Below are 26,060 nucleotides of genomic sequence, written 5' to 3'. Positions count from 1 at the left end.
ATGCCGGTACCGTAAGTGTGAACCAACAGTCAACAGTTGCCCCTTCCGTGCTCGCCGGTGTCGCTATCGCGACCCCTCGTCCTCCGAAGTCGCGATGTGGACTGCGCCGGAATCGGGAGCGTCCCCCGCCAGAATTATCTTATCAACGGTCCAATGGGACGCGTATTCGTATGATCGACGACGAGATTCAATCCGTTAGCTTTCACAACGTTGCAGCCACGGAGACCGCGGGCTGGGTGGACGAGGGGCGTCTGCTCCGTCGCGTTCCCGAGTCGGTCGCCGCCGAGGTCAGCGTAGCGGCTCGCGATCGGTTCCGTCACCCGTCGGGTTGCGAACTCAGATTCGTCCCCGCGGACGACGAGGCGACCGTGTCGGTGACGCTCTCGGCAGCGTCCGAGACCGTCGTCCGCCCGTTCTGGGGCGAGTTTCAGGGGGCCGAGACGTACGAACTCGGTCCGACTCCGCGGACGCTGGAACTCTCGAGGCCCGATGGCATCGCCCGTCTCGAGCCGGGTGTCGCCGCGACGGGCGCTTTCGACCCCCGCGCGTGTCGTCTCCGGTTCGACGCGTGGGAACCGGTCGCGTTCCACGGTGTCTCCGGTCGGTGTCGGCCGCCGGACGAGACCGAACTGCCGACGCGACGCTATCTGGCGTACGGCACGTCGATCACCGAGGGCGCGTCGGCGACGGGCTGTCATCTCACGTACGTCTCGCAGGTCGCGCGGGAACTGGGCGTCGACGCGGTGAACCTCGGTACCGCCGGGTCGGCGTTCTGCGAGCCGGCAATTGCCGAACACGTCGCGCGGCGAGACGACTGGGACGTCGCCACGCTCGCGCTATCGGTCAACATGGCGAATAGGGGTTTCACCGTCGAGCAGTTCGAGGACCGCGTGACGGAGTTCGTGAACGTCATCGCGTCGTCGAAGCCAGAGCGTCCGATCGCGTGCGTCACGCTCTTCCCGTATCATGCGGACGCGCGCCGAGACGGCGACGCGAAGCGGGCCGAAGCCTTTCGAACGGTCGTCCGGCGAACCGCCGAGCGGGCGCCAGACAACGTGTCACTGATCGACGGGCCGACCGTCGCGGACGCGACCGGATTAACCACGGATCTGCTTCATCCTGGAGACACCGGAATGCGGTCGATTGCGGACGGGATCGCGGAGAAGGTTAGCGACGGCGCTGAGCGGCCGAGAACCGCACATTCACTGAGCTAACTACCGACCGGGCGTCTACTTCTTGTCGGCCGCCGCCGGTGACGGGGAGAGCGCACCGGTGTCGACCATCGACTGCAGCGGATTCTCCGCCACGTCGAGCGGGAGGTCGACGCGTCCGCGGCGGCGGACGGACTCGTAGCCGGCGAACAGGATCTCGGCTGTGGTCAGCCCCATTCGCGCGCTGATTACGGGTTCCGCTCCGGTCTCCAACCCGTCGACGACCGCGGCGACCGCCCGATCGTGGAAGTGCGACCCGTAGCGGCCGTCGCCTTCGTCGTTCGTCGCGTGCATCGTCTCGCCGTCCACGTCGATCGATCGGCGGTCACCGCCGCGGTCGAGTTCGAGCATCGGGCCGTCCGTCTTGTCGATACGGATGACCCCGTTCGTTCCCCGGAGCACGATTGCGGCGTCGGTGAAATCACTGCCTTTGCCGGTCGATATAACGCCGTAGACGCCGTTCTCGTACCGCCACTGGGCCCACATCTGATTCTCCTGATGGGCCCCGAATCTGATATCCTCCTCGCGGTAATCGAGTCCCGCGAGTACCCACTCGGCGGCGCGGTCGTCGGTAAACATTCCGGCGAGGTCGACCGTGTGTGCGCCAGTGTCGAAGAAGTCTCCCCATCCGATCTCGATTCGTCGGAGCGAGCCGATCTCCCCGTCGTCGAGCAGGCGTTTGGCTTCGGTGAACGGCCGTCCGAACCGACGCTGCCGGTTCAGCGTCAACTGCACGTCGTGACGCCAACACTCCTGTGCCATCTGTCGGGCGTCCACCCACGTGTTCGCCATCGGCTTCTCGCAATGGACGGCGTCGACAACGCTGCTTTTGGCACATCCCACGACGATCTCTCTGTGTATCGCCGGCGGAACCGCGACGCTCACGATGTCCGGTTCGAGCGTCGAGAGCAGTTCCTTGTACTTCTCGAAGATGTTCTCCGCCGGTAGTCCGAACGCGTCGGCGAACGCGAGACGATTCTCTTCAACGACATCCGCGCAACCGATGAGTTCGCAGCGGTCGTCGGATTCGAACGCTTCGGCGTGTCGATACCCCATCGCGAACCCGTCTACGGTCGGAGTATCCGGGTCGGGTCCCGTTCCGATAACTGCGACTGTGTAAGCACTCATAGACTTCGCTCTTCTGTTGTATCATCCGCGGTAAATGTATTTCCCTCCAGGTTCACGTCACTCGTCCTGTTTGACCGATCTCCGACGGGCTACTACCCTTTCGGCGAGGAACCGTCCGGTACCGGTATTATTATCCACCACGTAGACAATCATCCATCCGCAATGGCAGACGTAGCCACGCTCAAAGAAGAGTATCTCTCGTCGCTCGAGCAAACGCTGACGGACAACGTCCTTGACTTCTGGTTCCCTCGCAGTATCGACGATGAACACGGAGGCTTCATCACCAGCTACGACGAGGACAGCGAGTTCGCAGGGACCGACTCCAAGCAGGTCGTCACTCAGGCGCGCATGGTCTGGTTAACGGCGCGGCTCGTCCGCGAAGGGTACGGCGACGAGTACCGCGAGATCGCCGATCACGGGGTCGAATTTCTGGTCGACGAGATGTGGGACGAACCTAACGGCGGGTTCGTGTGGGAAGTTCAGCGCGACGGAACCACGACCAAACCCAACAAACACCTGTACGGACAGTCGTTCGGCCTCTACGCGCTTTCCGAGTACTACCGCGCGACCGGGGACGACGAAGCGGCAGACTACGCCCACGAACTGGTCGAACTGATGGACGAATACGCAAGAGACGGCGAGCACGGGGGATACGTCGAGTACTTCACGCCCGACTGGGAACCGATTACGGAGGGACAGACGTACCTCGAAAACATCGAACCGGACTGGTCACCCAAGGAGTCGGGCGACAGCGTCCTCGATCCGACGCTGAAGCTGATGAACACGCATCTCCACCTCATGGAGGCGTTCACGACCTACTACGAGACGTTCGGCACTGATAGCGGACGGGAGCGCCTCCACGAACTACTGGACATTCTCACCAACACGGTTTACCGGAAGAAGCGCGGCTTCTGTACGGACAAGTATGATCCCGACTGGTCGCCGAAGCTCGACGACGAGGAATTTCGGGTCGTCTCGTACGGGCACGACCTGGAGACCGTCTGGCTCGTCATGGAGGCCGCCGACGCGCTTGGCGTCTCGCAGGACCTGTTCCGGGACTACTTCGAGACGCTGTGGGACTACTCGCTCGAGTACGGGTACGACAAGGATCGCGGCGGATTCTACTTCTATGGCGGCTTCGACGAGCCCGCGAGCTTCCGCGTCAAAGCCTGGTGGGTGCAAGCCGAGTGTATGACCAGCGCCCTTCGAACCTACGAGTGTACCGGCGACGACCGGTATCTTGACGTCTTCGCTGACACGTGGGAGTTCCTCGACGAGCATCAGATCGACCGCGAACATGGCGAGTGGCACTCCGGCGTCAACAATGATCTCGAGCCCGTCGGACGAAAGGGCGCGGTCTACAAGGCGGCATACCACAACGGTCGAGCGCTGCTCGAGTGTATCGCGGCCCTCGAACGGCTCTAGCGAGATCCGAACGCGAGCGTGTGCGTTGGGAGCGTCCAGCCGTCTCGTGGGCAGTCATCGCGAAGGCACGTCGATTCGGTTCGGGGCTTGGATAGTGGGAACACCGCTTCGCACGGCACCCTCAGGGCGACGCTGTTCACGCTGTCCGGGCGACACTACGTCGTCACATCGATCGTCCGGTAGCCGAGTCGTCCCCGGTCGTCCACCAGAATTGAGCGCGTGATTTGCCCTGAGACAATTCCGCGTTCGATCAGATTATCTACGATCGAAACCTATGCTTCATATCTTAGAAACTTAGATAATGGAGGCCGGTAGATCGGCCGAGGTCTCCGAGTACTAGTCGCTTCCTCGGCAGCGATAATATATTTGATAGCGAGTAAATACACGGAATTATTCTCCTATAGACAATTCATCTGTTGCGCTGATTCCGTGGTTCTCGAACCGGATGCTAAGACCATATTTACTATAGATGTGGTTGAATAAATACGTATTGTTGGGGTATTATTCGAAAAACCTGGACAATACTCTGTCCATTTGATCTATGTACACTTTATTCCTCTTCCGAGAATTATACGTTCGAATTATGAGCGGTAGCGGAACGAAATACTGTCCAGTCTCGAGGGAGACTCCCGAATCCGTCTCCCAGAACGGGCCTCAGCCTTGGCCAGTAAGAGGCGATTGATCAGCGCTGTGAACTCGTTCCCGCCCGGTTGCTCGAGTCTGCTCACACCGAACGTGTCGTCCAAACGAATAGTATGCCAAATATAGACTCGAGCACGATAATTCCGGAGACTGAGCGATAGTATCTATCGCGGTGTTTCTTCGCGGTCCTCGAAACTCGAGTCGGATCAGGCGGCTGCGCGAGATTTCAGTTCCGGGCCGATTCGACGGCGTCGACCATTTGACGCGCGTTCTCGGTAATCCTCGCGTAGTCTTCGGTCGCGACGGCTTTATCCTCGACGATCGCACTGCCGGCGCCGACCGCGACGGCTCCCGCCTTGATGTACGCTTCTGTATTCGACGGACCGACGCCGCCGGTCGGGACGAGCGGGATCTGCGAGAGCGGGCCGCCGATCGCCGCGACGTGTTCCGGCCCGCCGGTTTTCGCCGGGAACACCTTCACGAAGTCGGCGCCGGCCTCGTAGGCTCGTAGCGCCTCAGTCGGCGTGAACGCGCCCGACGCGATGGGCGTCCCGTAGCGATTGCTCACCTCGATGACGTCGGTGTCGACGGTCGGCGTCACCAGAAACTCCGCACCGGCTAACTGCACGGCCCGCGCCGTTTCCGCGTCTAGAACGGTCCCCGCACCGACGAGTACGTCGTCGAACTGACTCGAGAGCGTATCGATCGTTTCCACGACGTTCTCCGTGTCTGCGGTCACCTCGAGCGCCGTGACGCCGCCGTCGACGACGGCGGAAGCGACGTCGACCGCCGCGTCCGGGTCGACGCCGCGAAGGATCCCGATCACGCCACTGTCAACGATCTGCTCTCTCTTTCGAGTACTCATATCGATACTCCGTGTGCGAGACCTAATAAATCGTACCGATAACGAACTGTCCCGATAGCGTCCGGTTGGTGTCCGGCTTGCTATCTGTCGATCCCGGCCCCGTCGTCGGCGATGACCGCTTCGACTTCGTCTTCAGTGATCACCGCCAGATCGCCCTTGATCGTTCGTTTCAACGCCGCCGTCGCCGCCGCCCACGTCAACGCCTCCGAAACGGACGCGTCGCGGACGTACCTGGAGAGGAACGCGCCGACGAACGCGTCGCCGGTCCCGATCGGGTCGAGCGTCTCGGTGTCAAACGCCGATTGGCTTGCGCTTCCCTCGGCAGTGCTCGCGACCGCACCGTCCGCGCCCCGCGTTACGACGACCGTCTTGCAGTCGAACCGCGTGCGGAGTTCGTCGGCGACCGCTTCGCCCGTCCCGTCGACGTCGAGGATCGACTGCGCGTCGCGCTCGGGGGCGAACAGTAGATCGACCTTCGGAAGGAGTTCCTCGTACCCCGACTGCGCCGTCGATTGCGACCAGAGCTTACTCCGGTAGTTGAGATCGAATGCGGTCGTGGTGTCGACGTCCAGGAGTTCGGCGGTCGTCTCGTACAGCGTTTCGGACAGCGCCGGCGTGATGCCCGTGGTAAAGAACACGTCCGACGAACGGATCGTGTCGATCGGCACGTCGTCGGGTTCTGCCGTCGTTATCGCCGCGTCGTGCCGGTCGTAAATGACGTTCGTTCCCCGCGGCTCCCCGCCCTCTTCGATATAGTACGCACCCTGTCTCCCCTCGTCGCTCCAGGCGACCGCCGGCGTCACTCCGTGCGACCGTACTTCGGTCGTCACGCGACGACCGAGCGACGTCTCCGGGAGCTTCGAGATCCAGACCGCGTCGGCGCCGAGTCGACTCGCCGCGATCGCAACGTTGCTCTCGGCGCCCGCCGTCCGGAAGTCGAGCGACTCCGCCGTTTCCAGTCGCTCTCCGCGTTCCGGCGCCAGCCGGAGCATCGTCTCACCGAACGTCGTAATCTCGGTCGTCGTCCCATCGGTGGAATCCGTCATACTGGTCAGTTTGGAGTTCCCGGCGACGAACATAACTTTGGGGATTCTCGACGGGGTACTCGAGACGGTGGTGTCGGTCGCCGACTCGTCGCCGGACCCGCGACGACCGCTCGCTGTGCTCGAGAGGAGTCTCCCGAATCCGGTCGCGCCGAGCATCGCCAGCGCACCGCCCCGTGGAGAGCGGTGTGGCGTTGGCTGTGTCCGTCTTCGCGGTTCGATTCTTCTCCGTGCGATCGAAATCTATCGCTATGGCCTGCCCACTATCTTTTCTCCGATAACAACTGTCGTTGTCTCGCGACAACAAACATAATGGTATATAATGGTATTTTATTTCTTTTATTTATTAACCCGATTACAGAATTACCGACACTGGACAGGAATCGTAACCTAACGGGTTTGTTCAATGTGTGTGTTCATATAGCACGGGTTCTCATTAGTCGATAGGCTGAGATTGGTCTGTCTCATCCTCGAGTAACATTTCGCGCTCCTGACGACTGAACTTCGTTCGGTAGCTCCGAACGGTCGCGATAGATTGAATATCAATCTCGTCGGTCGTCTGTTCTCTTCAACGTTGCTACTCCGGTCACGGACGGGGTCGATGCTTCTCTTCCCACACTTTCGTCCGCTCTCGCCGAACGTTTCCCACGACGGACTCTCGAAACCGATACGCAGCGGTCCGATACAGCGGTTTCCGTTTGCGAGTTGGAGCGTCCAATTCACTACGTTCTGTTGCGCTGAATCAGGGTCGACGTATTCGATCCTCAATATACGAATGTACGGCTGTAAAGACATCAGCTTCGTCTCTCCCTCTCGGGAACGTTCTGTGCTACGTATGACCAATACTGTTCGCTATGGCCGAATTTGTAGTTCCCGTACGCAGTCGTCGACTGCCGGCCACGCGTCTCAACGGTCCTGATCACGGTGATCTCGTTCCACTATCAGAGTAGTACGGTTCTTCCATCGACATCGCGAGCGGGAGTCACTCGAGTCGCTGATCCCGCATCTCTCGTGGCCCGAGGTACGACCGACGGGAATCGTCATCAGTGTAGATGACTGCTCGATCGACGATGACGCTCGGATCCATCGCGTACAGCGACAGCGTGTGGCGACCGCCCTGATCGAGTTCGTGGTCGGTCGTCGAGCGGACGCTCGAGCGGAGCACGTTCCGCTGCCACTGCGGGTCGTGCTCGCCGCCGTTCGCGTCGAAGTCGACGACCGTCGGCGCGGCGCCGTCGATCGCGACCGCGTACCGGTGGGGTGTCGACTCAGTCGGCGCGTGCGTCGGCAGCAACTGGACCTCGACGCGAACATCGTCGGCATCGGCCTCGAAGTCATACTCGAGGCGCGCCGCTCGCTCGCACACTGCATCGGCGTCGACGCGTAGGCCGTCGACCGGCCGACTGGCCATCGCGGTCCCGGTCGTTCGACTGAGGCCGTCGACGGGCTCCCAGCGCGTCTTCGCCTGCCAGATTGCCGTCGGATGGTCGGCCTCGATCGCGACGCGGCCGTTCGATTCGACGAAGAGCGGCGTTCGATCGGGACCTGGCTCGGAATCGCCGTCGACCCCGCCCGCAGTCGGTCGCTCTCGCGGCCGGATCGGCACCGCGACCTCGAGTTCCAGACCGGCGCCCGCGATCCGAATGCGGCCGGTCGTCCGCGAGTCCGGCGCGGCGTCCCAATCAACACCGACCCACAGCCGCTTGTCCGTCTCGAACGTTCCCGACGTTCGTTCGAGATCGATCCAGTCGTCGGCGGCCGTCGCCGTCCACGCGATCGCTCCCCCGCCGCGGTTGTAGCAGTCGACGAACCGCGGCCGATCGACGCCCTGCACGATCGTCGGCAGTCGGCGGGTTCGCGGACCAGTTCCGGCGACGCCCGCCGTTCCCTCGACGGCAATCTCGAGGGTCGGACCCTGCTCGTCGGTCACGCGCCCGGTCGCGGGCTGGTCGAACACCGGCAGATCTCGCGGGCTCGCGGACATCATCTCGCGCCACTTGCCGTTCGACGAGGCGTTGTACCGCTCCGTCGCCGCGTCGATACGGTCGAGCGCCGCCCGCGATTGATCCGCGTATGCTGCTGTGCTCGTCCGCCCCTGACCTGCGTAGAGCCGGCTCCGCATCGCCTCGAGGGCCCCCTCGTTCATCGCCCGCGCACACCGGATTTGGTACTCGACGAGGTGGAAGAACGCCGTTCTGTATTCCTCTGGTAGTTCCTCGTGGATCACCGCGGCCGCCTCGTCGATCCGCTCGTAGGCCTCGAGCCGTCGCCGGGCTTCGTCGCCGTGATCGACCGCGCTGAACGTCGGTTCGTTCTTCTCGGTGTTCGGGTACACCGCGTTCCAGCCGACGTGTTCCGGTTTGCGTGCGAGCGCGAGGCGGTAGTACTCGGCGAGGACGTCGGCGATTTCGTCCGCGTAGGCAGAGCCAAATTTGCGGGCGGCCCACTCGGCGAGCCAGTCGCTCGTCGATCGCTCCGCGACGCCGTCGACGTCCCAGGCCAACTCGAAGAAGTACTCCGTCTCCGTCTCCGCCGGCTTGAGGTCGCCGACGTTCGCCATCCAAAGCGTGTCGACGCCGTGGCGATACGCTCGGTGCAGTTCCTCGCGGATCAGCGCCGGCGGGACCGAACACAGCCACTGGTGGTCGTGCGGACGCCCCCAGTATGAGAGGTGATAGTAGACGCCGTGGCTGCCGGACCGCGCTCGCTCCTCGCCGGTCGGCAGCCGCCGGAGGTAGCCGAAGTTGTCGTCGGGCCAGACGAGACAGACATCCTCGGGCACCTCGAGCCCGTTCCGGTAGAGTTCGAGCGTCTCCTTGTACGGACAGAATAGCTGCGGGACGGTCTCGACCGGCGACTCGTGGTGTTCGCCGAGGATCTCGCGCTGGTCATCGATCACCCGCTGGAGCAGATCGACGCGTTCCTCGAGGGTGTCGCCGCCGGGCATTCCCGAGTCGTGGATCCCGCGCATGCCGACCGTGAAGAGGTTCTCCTGACCGGCAATCTCCGCGACGCGGTCGGTCCAGTACTCGCGGATCCGCTCCGCGTTGGTCGCGTAGTTCCACTCGCCGTCCGTCTCCGGGTCCCACTCGTCGACGTTGTTGCGGTGCATCGGCTCGCAGTGAGAGGTGCCGACGACGATGCCGTACCGCTCGGCGGCCTCGAGATTTCCCGCACACCGGTAGAACGCCGTCGTTCCCTCGTGCATCGCCGGCCAGATCGTGTTCGCCCTGAGTCGCAGGAGGAGTTCGAACAGCCGTTCGTAGGTTGTCGGACCGATGCCGTCCGGTGTGGCCGGATCGTGCGTTTGCTGCGCCCACTCGCGGAACCCGAAGTCCTCGTCGTTGATGAACACGCCGCGGTACCGAACCGATGGCGGGCCCGCTCGCTCGAATCCTTCCGTCGCGTAGAGGGCGTCCCGGTCGGGCGTCGGCACGTCGGCCCACCAGTACCACGGCGAGACGCCGATCCGCTTCGACAACTCGTACGCTCCGTAGGCCGTCCCGCGGCGATCGCTCCCGGCGATCAGCACGCACGACTCGAGTCCCGGAAGTGGTTCGTCGACCGTTCCGACGACGAAACTCTCCCGCTCATCCGTCAGCGCCGCGGCGCTGACGTCGCTCGCTTGCAGACACCGCTCGACGCCCGCGGAGCGACCGATCGTCCCGACGATCACGGCGGTCTCGGAGAGTTCGGCGAGCGAATCGGTGACCGCGGGCCGGCGTCCCGTAACCCGTTCGATATCGTCGCCGAGGTCGGTCGCCGCGATGGTCGCGACCTCGTGATCGTCCCCGTCGACGTAGATATCCGCGACCGACTCTCCAGCGACGATCGGCACGTTGCCGTCTGACGGATCGTGAGTTATCATAGCACGTGATTCGATACTCGGAACGGGCCGGTAAAAATCCTCTGTCCGTCACCGGTATTGGGATTAGTGCTCGGTCGCTCGAACGAGTCCCCCGACGTAGCAGTAATCGCCCAGACGCAACACTCGTCGTAGTCGATCTACCCGCCTCTCGTCGAGACGATGGACGGCCGCCGTCAGCGGCCGTCGACCGACGGGCCGCCGTTCGCGTCGATCGGCTGGAACTCGAGGCTGAACGAGACCGGCTGCTGCGGGTCGATCCGGTACTCCTCGAGCGTCGCCGGGCCACAACTTCCCGTGCCGAGCCCGCAGTGTCGGTCGTCGAAGGACACTCTGATCCCCTCGCGCTCCGGCAGTTCGTGGTCGTGTGCGGCCTCCTCGAGATCGTTGACGTCGAAGCGGCGGGCGCCGAAATCGAACAGCGCGTCGCCGGTCACGCGGAGCCCGATTCCGCTCGAGTCGGTGAACGTCACCCAGCGGGTATCCGTCCGATTTCCGCTCTCCTGGGGCCGCACGTAGGGCGTGTGGAGGTCGGCAACCGAGCGACTGTACCGGCCGAGCAAGGTGGCCTCCTTGCTGTCGACGTACGACTCGCCCGGCCCGCGGCCGTACCACGCGACCCGATCGAGATCGTCCTCGAGGGTGAGATCGAGCCCGACCCGGGGGAGCGAGGGAAGTACCGACAGGTTGCCTTCGGGCTCGAGACTGGTATCGACCGTTATCGCGCCGGTGGGCTCGACGGTATAGGTCTGCTCGACGGCGAACCCGTGGTCGTATATCGGCGGCGCAAGGCGCCCCTTGACGGTGATCGCGACGCCGTTGGCGTCTTCCCCACCCTCGGCACACGCGACCTCGTCGGCGCGGAACTGTAGCTGATCGAGCCCGTGTTCGCGCCAGAGCTGCGCGAACCCGACGGTCGCGAGGTCGCCCGCCTCGAGCGGTTCGCCGCGCTCGTAACGGTCGGTCATCCGCGAGAGGAACGTCCGCGAGAGCGGGAGTCCTTCGTCGTTGTCCGTCGGCGCACGCCAGATTCCAACGGAGGGACCGTCCTCCAGCAGCGACCGGTTCTGGTAGGTCAGCGAGTCGATCGCGCCGAACGTCCGGTCGAAGACCAGTTCGAACCGGTCGTTCGAGACAACGATCTCGGCCTCGTCCGCCTCGCAGGTTACCGGCGCCGCGACGGCGTCGGTCGCGACCGGACTCGAGGAACGCCCGTCCTCGCTCTCCGGAAGCACGAACTGGCCGGTTGCAACCGTGTGCCCTCGCGGCGCCCACGCCGTTTCGGCAGCGAGCGAGATGTCGACGGTGAGGACGCGTTCGGCGTCCGCGTCGGGACCGTTCAGATCGTCAGTATCCACGGGAACCGCGACCGTCGCAGCCTCACCGGCGGCGACCGAGGGCAGCGGGAGCCGCCCGCTCTCGACGACCCGGCCGTCGGACAGCACGCGCCAGGAGGCCCGGAGGTGCTCGAGCGACCGGAAATCGTAGCGGTTCTCGACCGTGAGTTCGCCGCGCTCGAGGCTCGCCTCGCGTAGGACGACCGGCTCGATGACCTTCTTGTACTCGGTGAGGCCGGGCGAGGGCTCTCGATCGGGGAAGACGAGCCCGTTGATATTGAAGTTCCCGTCGTTCGGTTCGTCGCCGAAGTCGCCGCCGTAGGCGAACCACTCGCTCCCGTCGTCGGCCGTCTGCCGGAGTCCCTGATCGATCCAGTCCCAGACGAAGCCGCCCTGCAGCCCGTCGTGCTCGTAGAACAGCTCCCAGAACTTCCGGAGGTTCCCCGGCCCATTCCCCATCGCGTGGGCGTACTCGCAGAGGATGACCGGGTGCTCGAGGTCGGTATCGGCCCACCCCTCGAGTTGCTCGAAGGGCGGGTACATCGGCCCGATGATGTCGGAGACCGTCTGTTCCGTGTCGGGCTCGTAGTGGATCGGCCGCGTCGGATCTCGCTCGCGAGTCACTGCCGCCATCCGCTCGTGATGGGCCCCGAAGCCGGATTCGTTACCCAGCGACCAGCAGATAACGCTGGGGTGGTTCTTGTCGCGTTCGACCATCCGGACCATTCGATCGACGTACGCGTTCTCCCAGCGCGGGTCGTCGCTGAGATGCTCGGTCGTCTCCGCCTGGATCATCCCGTGGCACTCGAGGTCGGTCTCGTCGAGCACGTAGAGCCCGTACTCGTCGCAGAGTTCGTAAAATCGCGGATCGTTCGGGTAGTGGGCCGTCCGCACCGCGTTGATGTTGTGTCGCTTCATCAGCTTGACGTCCTCTCGCATCGCCTCGAGCGGGACGGCGCGGCCGCGGTCGGGGTGGAAGTCGTGGCGGTTGACGCCGCGGATCATCACGGGTCGGCCGTTGACCAGCAACTGCCCGTCGGCGATTTCGACTTCGCGGAAGCCGATCGTCTGCGAGACGATCGTTTCGTCGTCGCCCTCACCTTCACCCTGAGCGACGCCGAGCACGAAATCGTAGCAGTCGGGCGTCTCTGCGGTCCACTTGCGAGGTTCCTCGACGGTCGTCTCGAACTCGAGGGTCGTCACCTCGCCGGCCTCGAGCGAGACGGAGCGGGCCTCGAGCGTCGTCGAGACCGGTGCGCCATCCGCATCGCGCAGCGTCGGTTCGATTTGGGCCGTCCCGGCGTCGTCACCGACGTTGCGCACGTCGACGGACGCCCGCAGGACGGCGTCCTCGTACCGCTCGTCGAGTTCGGTCCGGACGTCGACGTCCGCGACCTGCACCCTCGGGTGGGCCGACAGGGTGACGTCGCGGAAGATCCCGCTTAACCACCACATGTCCTGGTCCTCGAGGTAGCTGCCGGTCGACCACTTGTAGACGCGGACGGCGATCGTGTTCTCGCCCGGCGTGACGTAGTCAGTTACGTCGAACGCCGACGGGAGCCGGCTACCCTCGCCGTAGCCGACTTCTTCGCCGTTGATCCAGAGGTGGAACGCGGAGTCGACGCCGCCGAACCGGAGTCGGAGCTGGCGCTCGTCCCACTCCTCGGGGACGTAGAACGTCCGGCGGTACGACGCGGTGGGGTTCTCGGTCGGGACGTGTGGCGGATCGAGGGGGAACGGGTAGACTACGTTCGTATAGTGGGGATCGCCGTAGCCGGCCGTCTGCCAGTGCTGGGGAACCTCGATACGGTCCCAGTCACCGACGTCGGCCTCCGGCTCGTGGAACCCGTCGGGCGCGGCGGTCGGCGTCTCCGCTAACTGGAACCGCCACTCGCCGTTCAGCGACGCGATCCAGGGCGAGGCCGTCCGGTTTCCCGCGGTCGCGTCGCTCGTCTCGGCGTACGGGAGAACGTACGCGTGCGGATCGATCCGATTTCGACCGACCGTCTCTGGGTCGGCCCAGTCTCGAGTCATCGCTCCCTAGTGTTCGACGAACCATCATCAATCCTCGGACGCGATGGATTGTACTCGTCGACTCGAGCGTAAAATGGGTCTGGGGTGAAACAGGTTCGAGGCGAAACGGGTCAATAGGGAAATCATTTTGGGCCCCTGTCAACATACGTCAGTCATGAACCCAACCGCGGAAAATCCGCTCCAGACGCGAGCCGATTTCGAACGGGCCGTCGAGGACCTCGTCGAACCGCTGTACGAGCACGCCAGCCCTGGCGGTGCACGAGTGCGGCCGATGACGTCCGGCGCTCACTTTCCCCCCGTCGCCGCCGAACTCGAGGGGTTCGCGCGACCGCTGTGGGGGCTCGTTCCGCTGAGCGTCCACGGCTCGTCCGAGCAGTGGGATCTCGTTCGACGCGGCCTCGTCAACGGGACGGATCCGGACCACGAGGAGTACTGGGGCGAGGCGGACGACTACGCCCAGAAACACGTCGAGATGGCCGCGATCGGGCTCGGACTCGCGCTGACTCCCGAACGAATCTGGGAGCCGCTCTCCGAACCGGAGCGGGAACGGCTCGTCCGCTGGCTGAACCAGATCAACGACGCCGAACTCCACGACTGCAACTGGCTGTTCTTCCGGGTCATGGTCAACATGGGGCTTCGGTCGGTCGGGGCGGCCCACGACTGGGAGGGCACGCAGGCGTCGCTGGACCGACTCGAGTCGTTCTATCAGGGCGAGGGCTGGTACACCGACGGCCCGGTAGGCGACGGGAGTCCGATCGACTACTACCTGCCGTGGGCGATGCACTTCTACGGGCTCGTCTACGCCGCCGTCTGCGGCGACGAGGATCCGGAGCGGGCCCGCCGGTTTCGCGAGCGGGCCGCCGAGTTCGCGACCGAGCACGTTCACTGGTTCGACGACGAGGGACGCGCGCTCCCTTACGGACGGAGCCTCACCTACCGCTTCGCGCAGGCCGGGTTCTGGGGTGCGCTCGCGTTCGCCGACCTGAATCCGCTCCCGTGGGGCGTGCTCAGAGGGCTCTGGGCGCGTAATATCCGCTGGTGGCTGAACCAGCCGATATTCACGGACGGCGGCCTGCTGTCGGTCGGATACCGGTATCCGACGCTCAAAACATCGGAGGCATACAACTCGCCCAACTCACCGTACTGGGCGACGAAGGCGTTCCTGCCGCTCGCGCTCGAGCCGACACACCCGTTCTGGCAGGCCGACGAGGAACCGCTACCCGACCGCTCCGAGACGGTCGTCCAGTCCGAACCTCGGAAGGTCATCTGCCGGGACGACGACCACCTGTTCGCGCTCTCGCTCGCCCAGGACAGCATCTACGGGGCGGAGAAGTACGGGAAGTTCGCCTACTCCGCGACCTTCGGGTTCTCCATGGCCGGGCAGAACGCGGGTCTCGGGGAAGCGGGACACGACAGCACGCTCGCGCTCAGCCTGGACGGCGACCTGTACAAGTCCCCCGCCCCCGAGTCGGTCGCCGCGACCGAAGTCGACGGGACGACCCTCAAATCGCTGTGGACCCCGTGGGACGACGTCAGCGTCGAAACCTGGCTGGCGCCGGCGCTTCCCTGGCACGTTCGAGTCCACCACCTCGAGACGTCGCGCCCGCTCCACAGCGAGGAGGGCGGATTCGCGCTCGATCGGACGGGTGACGACGACCCGACGCAGTTCTCCCACGAAACCGAGGGAGCGACCGCCCGCGCCGCGTATCCGAACGGGACGAGCCTCGTCACCGACCTGCGCGGCGATCGACAGCCGGAGATCGTCCCGGAGGAACCAAACACGAACCTCATGCACCCGCGCACGGTCGTCCCGACGCTCCAAGAGCGGTACGACGCCGGTGAACACTGGCTGGCCACTGCCGTCCGAGCGACGCCCGAGGGGCCGACCGATTTCGATCGGACGCCGGAACTCGTGACGGCCGACAGCGACGACCGCGTCGCGCTCGAGACGGCCGACGGCGACCGACTCCTCGAGTGCACGGCCGGCGAGATCGCGAACGCGAATCGAGCGGAGTAACCGCACGCCAACTGAAACCGACCGCGGTGTCGGGTACCTTTTTGCCCTGCGGGGTCGTCTCATTGGTCGAATGGCAGACGAGTTACGACAGGGGCCGAACGCCGGTCGAACGCTCCCGCCCGAGCGCGAGCGATACGCGGATCCGGAGACCGGTGCTCGGGTCACGCGGGTGACGAACGATTCAGACGCCGACAGCCGACATCTGTACTTCACAGAACCGGGGTGGTACGACGGCGGCCGGAAGCTGCTCGTCCGCTCGGACCGCGACGGAACGCAGCAGCTCTACTCGATCGCCCTCGAGTCCGGCGAGATCACACAGCTAACCGACCTCCCCGCGGCGATCAGCGGCGTCACCCGCGTCGCGACCCAACCGACGGCGCTGTTCTGGTGTGATACTCGGCTCGTCGCGCTCGATCTCGAGTCCCTCGAGGCGACGTCGCTGTACGAACGCCCAGACGGCTACGCGGGAAGCATCGCCGCGGGGACGGCCGACGGGGAGCGAGCCGTCGTCGCGCTCTCGGCGGAACTCGGCATCGAGGGACGGGACGAGGATCGGGAGCAGTGGATCGCTGATCGGATGGACGCCGGCCCCCACTCGATGGTGCTCTCGGTCCCGCTCGAGGGCGGCGAGCCGACGGTCCACGTCGAGGCGGATCGGTGGCTCAACCACGTCAACGCGTCGCCGACCTGGCCGGAACTCGTCACGTACTGTGAAGAGGGGACGTGGGAGGACGTCGATCGGATCCGAGTGCTGAACCTCGAGACGGACGAGACGTGGTCTGTCCGGCCGACCGATGAAGACGAGGCCGTCGGCCACGAGTACTGGCTCGCCGACGGCGAGACCATTGGCTACCACGGCTGGCGGGGCAGCCGCGACGACCCAGCGGCGTTCTTCGGGCACGTTCGGTACGATGACACGGATCGGCGCGAGTGGCCGGCGCCGGACATCTATACGCACTTCCACAGCAATTCGCGCGAACTGGTCGTCGGCGACGGCACGTACCGCGGCGCGCCGTTCGATCTGCTCTGGGAGTGGGACGACACCGGCGGATACCGGACGCCGCGAAAACTGGCCTCGCACGGTTGGAGCGGCGACGACGACGTCCATCCGCACTCGCGGCTGAGTCCCGACGGAAACAGCGTCGTCTTCGACAGCTCCCGTGCCCGCGACGGCGACGGCAGCGACGTCTACCTCGTCGACGTTCCCGCCGACCTCGACGAACTTCCGAGATTCGACGGTGTCGCGGAGTAGGCTATCTACAGTGGCCACAACAGCCCGCAATAGTTTTACGGGCTCGAGGGTCCATGCTGCGGTTCTCGAGCGCGTACCGAACTCACGGCTGTAGCGACTCGTCCGTCGCATTCGTCTCGCTCGTCTCGAAAGCTCTCCCGCCAGTGGGGTTGGGGGAATCCCCCACTGGGAGATACACCAGAATAGGCTTGCCAGAGGCTATTCCGTTTGCCGCGCACGTTTCAGTGCGCGAATTGATATACGCGAGCGACGAGTATCAATATTTGGGTTGTTACAACATCCCACTATTTTCCGGCCATCGCCGATCGACGCGACCGAACGAGCGGTTTCGAGTCGAATCGGACCGATGCTATCCGTCATCGACCTCGAGTGGCCCCAGATTCGAGAGATAGTATCCCTGCGCGTCGATATCCTGATTCCACTTGCGCGTCGGGCCCGACTCGCCGTGCTGTCCGTCGGCCCGGCCGCCGTCGGCTCGCGCCGGCCCCCTCGTGTCGGTACGTTTTTACGGCCGCCGAAAGGGATAGCACACGAACACGACGATGTCAGGGAACCAGCCAGTAGCCCTTCGAACCGAGTACGCGTCGACTCCGATCGGGCTCGACGCCGCGAGACCCGACCTGCGCTGGCGGGTCGACGCTGACCGCCGCGGGGCCCGACAGACCGCGTTCAGAGTGCTCGTCGCGTCGACGCCCGACCGACTCTCGCCCGGCGAGGCGGACTGCTGGGACACCGGCAAGCGGTCGTCGGATCGGCCGGCGGTGACCTACGACGGCGAGCCGCTCGAGTCCGGAACCGAATACCACTGGGCGGTTCGTGTGTGGGACGAGGCCGACGAACCGAGCGCGTGGAGCGATCCGTCCCGGTGGGAAACGGGGCTTCTCGAGCCAGCAGACTGGGAGGCGTCCTGGATCCGTCGCCCGGACGACGGCGCGTTCGAGCGCGGTCGATTCACCTACCTGCGTCGCGAGGTCTCCCTCGACGGAGAGATCGAACGCGCCCGTGCGTACGTCTCCGCGAGCCACCGGTACGAGCTGTCGGTCAACGGGCGCGCGGTCGACTGCGGCCCGTCGGCGTCCTATCCGGACTTCCAGTACTACAAGACCGTCGACCTCACAGACGACCTCGCGTCGGGAGCGAACGCGATCGGCGCGCTGTGTAACTGGAACGGCGCCGGACAGGGGCGACCCGCCGCCGAACCCGGGTTCGTCTGCCAGCTCGAGGTGACGTTCGCCGACGGGACCGAGCGCACCGTCGTCACCGACGGGTCGTGGCGCGTCCGCGAGGCCGAGTGGCGGGAAGACGCGCCGCTACGAAACGACGAGATCGCGGAGCCGGTCGAGATCGTCGACGCCCGTCGGGCCCCGCGCAGCTGGAGCGAGCCTGGATTCGACGCAGGAGCGTGGGATCACGCAACCGTCGTCGGCACCCACCCGACCGAGCCGTGGGAACGGCTCGTCGCCCAGCGCAGCGAGGTCGTCCGGTCGCCGCTCGAGCCGGTCTCGATGGACCGACTCGAGGACGGCTCGTACGTGGTCGACTTCGGGCGCGTCTACGCCGGGCTCCCCGAGGTGCGCTTTACCGACGGCACCGACGGCCACCGGGTCGCGCTCAGAACGGGTTACCGGCTCGCAGCGGACGGCTCGGTCGCCGAGACGGAGGGTACCCAGTGGACGGACATGCGCTACGAGTACGTTCAGCGCGAGGGCGAGGGGACGTTCCGCCCGTTCAACTACCTCGGCGTCCGCTACCTGCAGATCGACGATCCGGGCGAGGAACTCGAGCCCGAACGGGTGCGGCTGCTGGCGACGCGCAATGCCGTCCCCGACGAGCGAGCGGCGACGTTCGAGTCCGACGACGAGACGGTCGACGCGATCTTCGACCTCGCGCGCCACTCGGCGCTGTACGGCTGTCAGGGGCAGTTCGTCGACACGCCGACCCGCGAGAAGGGCCAGTTCCTGATGGACGGCTTCAACGTCTCGCGGACGACGACGCGAGCCTTCGCGGAGCGCGCGCTGAGCCGGCAGGCGATCGAGGAGTTTCTCCGGTCGCACTACCGGTACTGGGCCGGCGAGGGCCGGCTGAACGCCGTCTACCCGAACGGCGACGGCAAGCGCGACATCCCTGATTTCACGGTCTCCTTCCCCGAGTGGGTCTGGCGGTACTACCGCACGACCGGCGACCGAGCGACGCTCGAGCGCGCCTATCCCGTCATTACGTCGATCGTGGCCTACGTCGAGCGTCACGTCGACGGCGAGACTGGACTCGTCGCGAATCTCTCGGGCGGCGAGGGCGGCCCCTACGAGGAGGGGATCGTCGACTGGCCGCCGGAGATGCGTTACGGCTACGACCGGGATTGGCCCGCCAGGACGACGGTCAACGTCCTCTGTACGAGCGCGCTCGGGCGGGCGGCCGACATCGCGGCCGAACTCGACCGACCGGACCACGAGCGGGCGCACTACCGCGACCGCCAGCGCGCGCTCGAGGCGGCGATCAACGACCGTCTCCGTCAGGGCGACCGCTACGTCGACGGCTGTACCGCGACCGACGCGAGCGACTCCGCCTCCCAGCACGCCAACGCGCTGCCGCTGGCGTTCGGTCTCGTTCCCGACGAGCGCGTCGACGCCGTCGCCGAGCGCGTGGCCGGGGGGATGGCGATGGGGCCGATGATGGTGCCGTGGCTGCTCGAGGCCCTCGAGTCAGCGGGTCGTCCCGACGCGGTCGTCGACCTGCTGACGAACGCCGAGGACGACGGCTGGGCGAACATCATAGCACAGGGCGGTACGTTCACCTGGGAGACCTGGCACTGCCGCGACTCCTCGCTGCCGGACGATCAGCGGCACAACCGCAGCGAGTCCCACGCCATGGGCGCGACGGTGCTGGTGTACATTTTGCGGACGCTCCTGGGCGTTCGCCCCGACGGCGTCGCGGGCGAACGCGTCGAGATCCGCCCGCCCGAGACGGGACTCGAGTCGGCGTCCGGTCGGGTGCCGACCGAGCGAGGAACCATCGCGGTCTCGTGGACGTGCGGCGAGCACGCGGACCCCGAGACGGACGGCAGCGAGTCGTTCCGTCTCGAGGCGACGATCCCGTGGAACGCGTCAGCGACGGTCGTCCTCCCGACGAGTACCGAAGACGCCGTCGCGACCGTCGACGGCGAGCCGGTTCGGGACGGCGACGAAGCGGCGACGCTTCCCGACGGCGTCTCGGCCGTTCGAGACGGCGACCGACTCGACATCGATGTCGAATCGGGAACGTACGAGTTCGGACTCGAGTAATGCGACGGACCCGGCGACTCGGTGCCCGTTTTCTCATCAGTCCTCGAGCAGCGGCTCGAGTTCGGCGGCGAGAGTCTCGCTCATCGTGATCATCGCGTTGTCGCCGGGATGAACCAGATCGGTGGTGAGCCCGCCGATTGTCGGCAGCAGATCGGGCCCCTCGAGGAGCGACACGTTCTCGTGGGGCGTCTTGGCGACGATTTCGCGAAGTTCTTCGCGGAACCGATCGCACAGCCCCTTGGGATCGGCGCTCTGGCAGACGTCCATGGCATTGCGGAAGTTGGTGATTGCGACGACCGGCTTCTCGGGATGAGCGCTGGCCACGCGGTCGATCAGCCGTTCGGCCCGCTCGCGGAACTCCGCGGGCTCGAACGTGCCGACCATGTTCACCGAGATCGAGAGCGTTGCGACGTCCCAGTCGCCGCGCTCGGCGATGTGGTCGGCCATCGCAGCGTCGCAGTAGGCGGTGCCACAGGAGCCGAGGTTGATCGGATCGGCGTCGAGTCGGCGGGCCGTCTGGCTGACGTAGGTCAGGTGCTCGCCCAGCGGCATTGCGCCTTCGGTGATCGAGGTGCCGTAGGCGAGGTAGCGTCTATCCGGCAGTTCGTCTTCGTGGGGCGGACGGACCTCGCCCTCGAGACCGTGATACGCTATCGGCCCGCCGCGGTGCTCGCCCGGAAGCCGGATCCGACAGACGCGGGGATCGAAGGTAAGATCCTCGACGGCCGACGGCTCGAGGTCGGCGAGTTTCTCTGGCAGCGAGACCTCGATCTCGGTCGGCTCAGAGTCAACAACAACCTCTGTCGAACCCTGAATCGGCCCCCAGAAGACGCGGACGGTACTCTCCTCGACGTTTCCGCCGGGCACCGTCGAGAGCGTCACTGTCGCGGCGCCGTCGGGAACGAAACGGAGTTCGACGCCTGCTGGGTGGCGCATCCGCGACTGCGCACCGTCGTTGAGTTCGGTCCGCACCGATTCGGGAACCCGTTGTAACAGTTTCCCGCCACGGTCCTCGAGCGAGCGCACGTCGTCGACGTTGTGAAATTGGACGCCGTCGTGGTGCATAGCGGACACGTTCTCCCGATCACTATATCAAATATTTGGTGACTCGGCTCCCAGCACGATTGGGACCCGCGCTTGTGGAGCCCGATCCGTCCTAGCCGCAATAGGAGTTTCCGCTGACCTCCGTACTGTTCGCGTACGTCTCGATCGCTCCGCTGGCATTGTTACAGAAGTAGTTATTGACAATCGCGTTCGATTCCGTGTCGGGACCGGTCTCGTAGACGCCGTACTCGGCGTTGCCCGTGATATCGAGGTTTCGGATCGTGATGTCGCTCGTGTGCGGATAGTCGGCACTGTCCCGCGAGTCGATGCGAATACCGCTGCTGCCGGTGTTCGTGACGGTACCGCTGTCGATGAGTAAATACCGGGTGTCCTGGACGAGGTTCCCGCCGTTTCCGTCGAGATAGATGTTGTAGATCTCGATGCCCTCGCTCCCGGAGACGGTGAAGATCCCGCGGCCGCAGTCGACCGCGTCGACCCGATTGACGACGATCTCCGGACCGGCGCTGTTCGCACACCGGAACCCAGCGTAGCCGCCGCCCTGATCCGCACGGGTGGCGTCGACGTGGTCGACCGTCGCGTAGGCCGTGTCGTTCAACAACAGCCCGCAGCCGCCCGTATCGACGGTCTCCACGGTGCCGATCGTGAGGTCGTCGACGCCGTACGTCTCCACCCCGTGGTGTTGGGATCCTTCGACGAAGGCATAGTCGAGCGAGACATTCTGGCTGCGGCCGCCGTCGCTGTCGTCGATACGGATCCCGATCCCGATGGTTTCAGTGTCCCACAGCGACATGTTGATCGTCCCCAGCTGCACGTCTGAACAGCTCTGGACCTAGATGCCGTAGCGGGGGTTGCCCTCGATGGTGACGTTTTGTATCTCGATTGACTCGACGCTCTGTGCACGAAACGGCACGATCAGATCCTCGCCGGTGTCTTCGACGGAGATCGTCCCGTTGTGATCGATGACGGTGTAGCTAGGCAGATCGACGGCCTTGACGTCGCCGTCCCACGAGTGGGGACCGACCGTCCCGGAGTTTTTGATCAGGACCGTCTCCTTCGAGGTCCGACCGGCGGTGAGGCTATCGACGGCCGCCTGGATCGCGTCGAGGTGGTCCGGCCCCTCGTACACCGTCCCGTCGTTCGCGGCGTACCAGGTGCCGTCGGTCTGCCAGACCTCGGCGTCGTGATTGTCCGCCTGCGCGGTCCCGATCGCACCCGCTGCCAGCCCCGTGGCTGCGAGCGATAACGTACGGCGGCGCGTTACGCTCGGAGTCGTCGTGTTCGAGTCGGTGCACTCGGCCTCTTCGCTGCTCCGCTCTCGTGTGTCGTCTTGTGACATGGTCGCATCCGTAGCTATCGTGGACAGTATTGTTAAGGTTTATTTCTAGAATATAATTATTATATCTAAAGTAAAATCTGCGTAGCCGCGATCGGTACTCAAACCCCAACCCGAGCGAGAGTTCGGTTTCCTCCGGTTAGTCGAACGAGTACTAGCCAGTGCTCATCGCCCCCGAGAAAATCGAACCGCGAATCGAACGGTAGTCGGCGGTCCCGTTCTGCGGTCGAACGTTACGGCGTGTCGACGCCGTCGTTTTCGCCGCGCGGACCCGCCTGCTGTGGTTTCTGTGTTGTCGCTCCCATCTCGCCTTCAGCCTTCGAGGACGGCGGCGCCCTCGAGGTCGTAGTCCTGAAGGTAGTCGCGCTCGAGGTCGACAAGATCGGCGAACAGGTCGCGGGCCTCGTCGCGCTGGACGGTGACCAGCGGGTCGTTGAGGAACGCCTGGAAAGCAAGGTCCAGATTGCCGGCGAAACCGGCCTCGATGAGCGTCTCCTGGTTGTTCACTGCCGTCAACACCATTGACCGCACTTCGCGGGGGAGGTCGCCGGCGGTGATCGGCGCGACGCCGCCGCCGGTGATGACGGCGTTGGTCTCGACGACGGCTCCCGTCGGTAGGTCAGGCGTCTGGCCCCGGTTCGGGTAGTTGACGTGCGTCTTGATCGGCTCGAGTCCCTCGAGCGCGCGCACGATATCGACGACTTCCTCGCCGGACTCGGTGAATTCGAACGCCTCGTCGCCGGACAAATACTGTTCCATCTTCGCCGGCCCCTCGTCGTCGCCGGTCCGGGCGGAACTGGGCGTCAGCCGGATTCCCCACCGCTGGATCTCCTCGGGTTCGTCGATGTCGAGATACCAGGGGACGAACTCGGCGAGGTGGCGGTCGCCCGCCGCGCCGAGCAACCCGAACCGGTCGTACAGATCGAAGGCGATCTGGTGGTGGTTCGTCCAGTAGGACTCGTCGTCGAGTTCGCTGGGCTCGAACCCCGGAATCGGTTTTCGCTCCTTGAGTTCGCGATCCAGATACTGGAAGACGTCGCGTCCGTTCCAGTACGCCTCGTCGACCCACGTGAAGTGATTGACCCCCTTCACGTTCACCTCGATCTCGTCGGCCGCGACGTCCTCGGCGTCGTCGATGTACCGCTCGGCGATGTCGGCCAGCAGCCGCTGGGTCTCGAACACTTCGTGGCAGAGCCCGATCGCGTTGATGTCGGGGAACTCCTCGTAGAGCGTCCGCGTGCAGACGGTCATCGGGTTCGTGTAGTTGACGACCCACGCGTCGGGACACTGCTCGCGGACCGTCGCTGCAATCTCGCGGTACTGGGGGATCGCTCGCAGCGAGCGCAGGACGCCGCCGGGACCGACCGTATCCGCGACGGTCTGGTAAATGCCGTACTCCTGGGGGACGTCGATGTCGTGGACGAACGTCTCGTCGACCGGATCCTGAATCGAGCAGATCACGTAGTCGGCGTCCGCGAGCGCGTCGTCGACGTCCCGACGCGCTTCGAACGTCCACGCACCGTTAGCGTCCGGCCGGTCCGCGAGGTCGTTCGCCAGCCTCGCGTTCTGCTCGGCCGCGTCGTAGTCGACGTCGTAGAGCGATACCGTTCCCGCGAGATCGTCGCACTGGAGCAGGTCGTTGATGAGCGTGTGCGCCCAGCCGTGACTGCCGCCGCCGACGTAGCCGATCTTTACCGACGAACGCGACTGCGACGGCACTCTCTCCTCAAGTCGATGCATACGTTCCGTACGGCGATCGAAATATAAAGTAGTTGCGCCGTTCGTCGTCCGATACCGACGGCGTGATCGGATCGTCCGCTTCGGACTTACTCCCACTGTGGCAGTGATCCGCACGGTGCGTTCGGTGAGACCGGACGTTCTCAAAACTCGGTGCTCCTCCCTTCTATCGGGTGAATGCAGTTTCCTGATCGAATTCGGATCGAGCAACTGCAGAAATTTACAACTGTATGGACGTAACACCGGACCCGAAGACAGTCGATCGACACGGTATTCTGTCCGGCCCTGGCGGACGCCTATATCTGGATACTGAGCGAAACGAGATGCACAGAACTCTCTAGCGTCCCCTATCGTCGGTCTGTATCGCTCCCACAGTTATTTCCGGCGAGAGCGGACGGAGGGCGGAATCGCTCGGGCGTTCGGATCGTGTCCGAAGCGAGAATTCACGATCGAGCGCGGTACATGCCCACCCTCGAGAGGCGCCGCTGAGGCCGAGCGATAGCACTCACGCCGTGAGCGTATCGAAAGAATATCCGTTGTACTATCAGCCGTCCGTTACCACTCGGCGACGCTGCCGTCGTCATGCCGCCAGACGGGGTTGTGCCAGTCGTGGCTGACGTCGGCCTGGGCGCGCACGTGGTCCTCGTCGATATCGATGCCGAGCCCCGGCTCGTCCGGGATCTGGACGTAGCCGTCGTCGTAGTCGAAGACGGACGGATCGGCCAGGTACTCGAGCACGTCGCTGGTCTCGTTGTAGTGGATGTTCAGGCTCTGTTCCTGGATGAACGCGTTGTGCGAGCAGGCGTCGACCTGGAGACAGGAGGCGAGCGCGATCGGCCCGAGCGGGCAGTGGGGGGCCATCGCCACGTCGTAGGCTTCGGCCATTGACGCGATCTTCTTGACCTCCGTGATCCCACCGGCGTGGCTGAGGTCCGGCTGAATCACGTCGACGGCCCCGTTCTCGAACACCTGCTTGAAGTCCCACCGGGAGAACATCCGCTCGCCGGTGGCGATCGGAATCGTGGTGTGGGACGCGATCTCCGGCAGCGCGTCGTTGTGCTCGGGCAGGACCGGCTCCTCGACGAACATCGGCTCGTGGGGTTCCAGCTTTTCGACGAGTCGCTTCGCCATCGGCTTCGAGACGCGACCGTGGAAGTCGACGCCGATGTCGACCTCGTCACCGACGGCCTCGCGAACCTCGCGGAGCCGAGTGACGGCGGCCTCGATCGTTGCGGGATCGTCGACGCGCTCGATCTCCTCCGTCGCGTTCATCTTGAGTGCCGTAAAGCCCGCCTCGACCTGCGCTCGAGCCTGTTCGGCTACGTCGGAGGGACGATCCCCGCCGATCCACTGGTAGACCCGGATCCGATCTCGGGTCGCACCGCCAAGCAGTTCGTGGACCGGGACGCCCAGCCGCTTGCCCTTGATGTCCCAGAGGGCCTGATCGATCCCGGCGATGGCGCTCATTAGCACCGGGCCGCCGCGATAGAAGCCGCCGCGGTACATCGCCTGCCAGTGGTCCTCGATCCGGTCCGGGTCCTCCCCTAGCAGATAGTTGTCGAGGAGTTCCTCTACCGCAGTCCGAACGGTCTTCGAGCGCCCTTCCACGACCGGTTCGCCCCAGCCGACCGTTCCGTCGGCCGTCTCGAGACGCAGGAATAGCCATCGCGGCGGGACCTCGAACAGTTCGTAGTCGACGATTTCTGTCATAGTAGTCCTCTTTCCCTCCGGCTCATTTAGTGATTGCGGGATCGCGGGCGCGTTCGCCCTGTAGCATCCCGCTCTCGCCTCTCGTCTCGTACCGGCCTCGAGTACCGTCTCGTACCGA

Annotated in this window: 15 protein-coding genes; 5 read left to right on the top strand and 10 right to left on the bottom strand. The window is 64.8% G+C overall.

Annotated features, from left to right (window positions below; all coding sequences use genetic code 11):
- Positions 1–170: 170 nt before the first annotated feature.
- Complete coding sequence (locus EH209_RS19910) at positions 171–1,214, top strand: SGNH/GDSL hydrolase family protein (RefSeq protein WP_126664556.1); 1,044 nt, start codon at positions 171–173, stop codon at positions 1,212–1,214.
- Positions 1,215–1,229: 15 nt separating this feature from the next.
- Here the strand turns inward: EH209_RS19910 and EH209_RS19905 are convergent, their stop codons facing one another.
- Complete coding sequence (locus EH209_RS19905; RefSeq protein ID WP_126664555.1) at positions 1,230–2,339, bottom strand: Gfo/Idh/MocA family protein; 1,110 nt, start codon at positions 2,337–2,339, stop codon at positions 1,230–1,232.
- 162 nt (positions 2,340–2,501) lie between these two features.
- Here EH209_RS19905 and EH209_RS19900 point away from each other — a divergent pair, with 162 nt between their 5' ends.
- Positions 2,502–3,764 (top strand): AGE family epimerase/isomerase, encoded by a 1,263-nt coding sequence (locus EH209_RS19900; RefSeq protein WP_126664554.1) that lies wholly within the window; start codon positions 2,502–2,504, stop codon positions 3,762–3,764.
- Between the two features lie 868 nt (positions 3,765–4,632).
- Here the strand turns inward: EH209_RS19900 and EH209_RS19895 are convergent.
- The 4 genes from EH209_RS19895 to EH209_RS19880 form a co-directional block, all read right to left on the bottom strand.
- On the bottom strand, positions 4,633–5,271 hold the full coding sequence (locus EH209_RS19895) for a bifunctional 4-hydroxy-2-oxoglutarate aldolase/2-dehydro-3-deoxy-phosphogluconate aldolase (RefSeq protein WP_126664553.1): 639 nt from the start codon (positions 5,269–5,271) through the stop codon (positions 4,633–4,635).
- Between the two features lie 80 nt (positions 5,272–5,351).
- A complete protein-coding gene (kdgK1, locus tag EH209_RS19890; protein WP_126664552.1) occupies positions 5,352–6,317 on the bottom strand; it encodes a bifunctional 2-dehydro-3-deoxygluconokinase/2-dehydro-3-deoxygalactonokinase in 966 nt (321 codons plus the stop codon).
- 979 nt (positions 6,318–7,296) lie between these two features.
- Positions 7,297–10,182: a glycosyl hydrolase 115 family protein gene (locus EH209_RS19885; protein WP_126664551.1), complete on the bottom strand. Its 2,886-nt coding sequence runs from the start codon at positions 10,180–10,182 to the stop codon at positions 7,297–7,299.
- Positions 10,183–10,355: 173 nt separating this feature from the next.
- Positions 10,356–13,550, bottom strand: coding sequence for a glycoside hydrolase family 2 TIM barrel-domain containing protein (locus tag EH209_RS19880; protein ID WP_126664550.1), 3,195 nt, complete (start codon positions 13,548–13,550; stop codon positions 10,356–10,358).
- Positions 13,551–13,704: 154 nt separating this feature from the next.
- On the opposite strand from EH209_RS19880, the gene EH209_RS19875 reads away from it, so the two are divergent.
- From EH209_RS19875 to EH209_RS19865, 3 genes are all read left to right on the top strand, one after another.
- Positions 13,705–15,567, top strand: coding sequence for a DUF2264 domain-containing protein (locus EH209_RS19875; RefSeq protein ID WP_126664549.1), 1,863 nt, complete (start codon positions 13,705–13,707; stop codon positions 15,565–15,567).
- 70 nt (positions 15,568–15,637) lie between these two features.
- A complete protein-coding gene (locus tag EH209_RS19870; RefSeq protein WP_126664548.1) occupies positions 15,638–16,819 on the top strand; it encodes an oligogalacturonate lyase family protein in 1,182 nt (393 codons plus the stop codon).
- Positions 16,820–17,361: 542 nt separating this feature from the next.
- Positions 17,362–20,097: a family 78 glycoside hydrolase catalytic domain gene (locus EH209_RS19865; RefSeq protein WP_126664547.1), complete on the top strand. Its 2,736-nt coding sequence runs from the start codon at positions 17,362–17,364 to the stop codon at positions 20,095–20,097.
- A 36-nt stretch (positions 20,098–20,133) separates the two neighbouring features.
- Here the strand turns inward: EH209_RS19865 and EH209_RS19860 are convergent, their stop codons facing one another.
- The 5 genes from EH209_RS19860 to dgoD form a co-directional block, all read right to left on the bottom strand.
- Positions 20,134–21,162: an SGNH/GDSL hydrolase family protein gene (locus EH209_RS19860; RefSeq protein ID WP_126664546.1), complete on the bottom strand. Its 1,029-nt coding sequence runs from the start codon at positions 21,160–21,162 to the stop codon at positions 20,134–20,136.
- A 91-nt stretch (positions 21,163–21,253) separates the two neighbouring features.
- On the bottom strand, positions 21,254–21,973 hold the full coding sequence (locus tag EH209_RS24800; protein WP_249038861.1) for a NosD domain-containing protein: 720 nt from the start codon (positions 21,971–21,973) through the stop codon (positions 21,254–21,256).
- A gap of 18 nt (positions 21,974–21,991) precedes the next feature.
- A complete protein-coding gene (locus tag EH209_RS24795; protein WP_249038860.1) occupies positions 21,992–22,498 on the bottom strand; it encodes a hypothetical protein in 507 nt (168 codons plus the stop codon).
- A gap of 309 nt (positions 22,499–22,807) precedes the next feature.
- Positions 22,808–24,235 (bottom strand): family 4 glycosyl hydrolase, encoded by a 1,428-nt coding sequence (locus EH209_RS19850; RefSeq protein WP_126664545.1) that lies wholly within the window; start codon positions 24,233–24,235, stop codon positions 22,808–22,810.
- Between the two features lie 552 nt (positions 24,236–24,787).
- Positions 24,788–25,942: a galactonate dehydratase gene (gene dgoD / locus EH209_RS19845; protein WP_126664544.1), complete on the bottom strand. Its 1,155-nt coding sequence runs from the start codon at positions 25,940–25,942 to the stop codon at positions 24,788–24,790.
- Positions 25,943–26,060 lie beyond the last annotated feature (118 nt).

This window comes from Haloterrigena salifodinae, from assembly GCF_003977755.1.
Classification (GTDB): Archaea; Halobacteriota; Halobacteria; order Halobacteriales; family Natrialbaceae; genus Haloterrigena; species Haloterrigena salifodinae.
Note: the sequence above shows the minus strand (reverse complement) of the source record. Positions and strands in the feature narration are given on the sequence as shown.

What these genes read in the sequence shown, in the direction of transcription:
- EH209_RS19910 (WP_126664556.1), top strand. Translation starts at nt 171, where the DNA reads ATGATCGACGACGAGATTCAATCCGTTAGCTTTCACAACGTTGCAGCC.
- EH209_RS19905 (WP_126664555.1), bottom strand. Translation starts at nt 2,339, where the DNA reads ATGAGTGCTTACACAGTCGCAGTTATCGGAACGGGACCCGACCCGGAT.
- EH209_RS19900 (WP_126664554.1), top strand. Translation starts at nt 2,502, where the DNA reads ATGGCAGACGTAGCCACGCTCAAAGAAGAGTATCTCTCGTCGCTCGAG.
- EH209_RS19895 (WP_126664553.1), bottom strand. Translation starts at nt 5,271, where the DNA reads ATGAGTACTCGAAAGAGAGAGCAGATCGTTGACAGTGGCGTGATCGGG.
- kdgK1 (WP_126664552.1), bottom strand. Translation starts at nt 6,317, where the DNA reads ATGACGGATTCCACCGATGGGACGACGACCGAGATTACGACGTTCGGT.
- EH209_RS19885 (WP_126664551.1), bottom strand. Translation starts at nt 10,182, where the DNA reads ATGATAACTCACGATCCGTCAGACGGCAACGTGCCGATCGTCGCTGGA.
- EH209_RS19880 (WP_126664550.1), bottom strand. Translation starts at nt 13,550, where the DNA reads ATGACTCGAGACTGGGCCGACCCAGAGACGGTCGGTCGAAATCGGATC.
- EH209_RS19875 (WP_126664549.1), top strand. Translation starts at nt 13,705, where the DNA reads ATGAACCCAACCGCGGAAAATCCGCTCCAGACGCGAGCCGATTTCGAA.
- EH209_RS19870 (WP_126664548.1), top strand. Translation starts at nt 15,638, where the DNA reads ATGGCAGACGAGTTACGACAGGGGCCGAACGCCGGTCGAACGCTCCCG.
- EH209_RS19865 (WP_126664547.1), top strand. Translation starts at nt 17,362, where the DNA reads ATGTCAGGGAACCAGCCAGTAGCCCTTCGAACCGAGTACGCGTCGACT.
- EH209_RS19860 (WP_126664546.1), bottom strand. Translation starts at nt 21,162, where the DNA reads ATGCACCACGACGGCGTCCAATTTCACAACGTCGACGACGTGCGCTCG.
- EH209_RS24795 (WP_249038860.1), bottom strand. Translation starts at nt 22,498, where the DNA reads ATGTCACAAGACGACACACGAGAGCGGAGCAGCGAAGAGGCCGAGTGC.
- EH209_RS19850 (WP_126664545.1), bottom strand. Translation starts at nt 24,235, where the DNA reads ATGCATCGACTTGAGGAGAGAGTGCCGTCGCAGTCGCGTTCGTCGGTA.
- dgoD (WP_126664544.1), bottom strand. Translation starts at nt 25,942, where the DNA reads ATGACAGAAATCGTCGACTACGAACTGTTCGAGGTCCCGCCGCGATGG.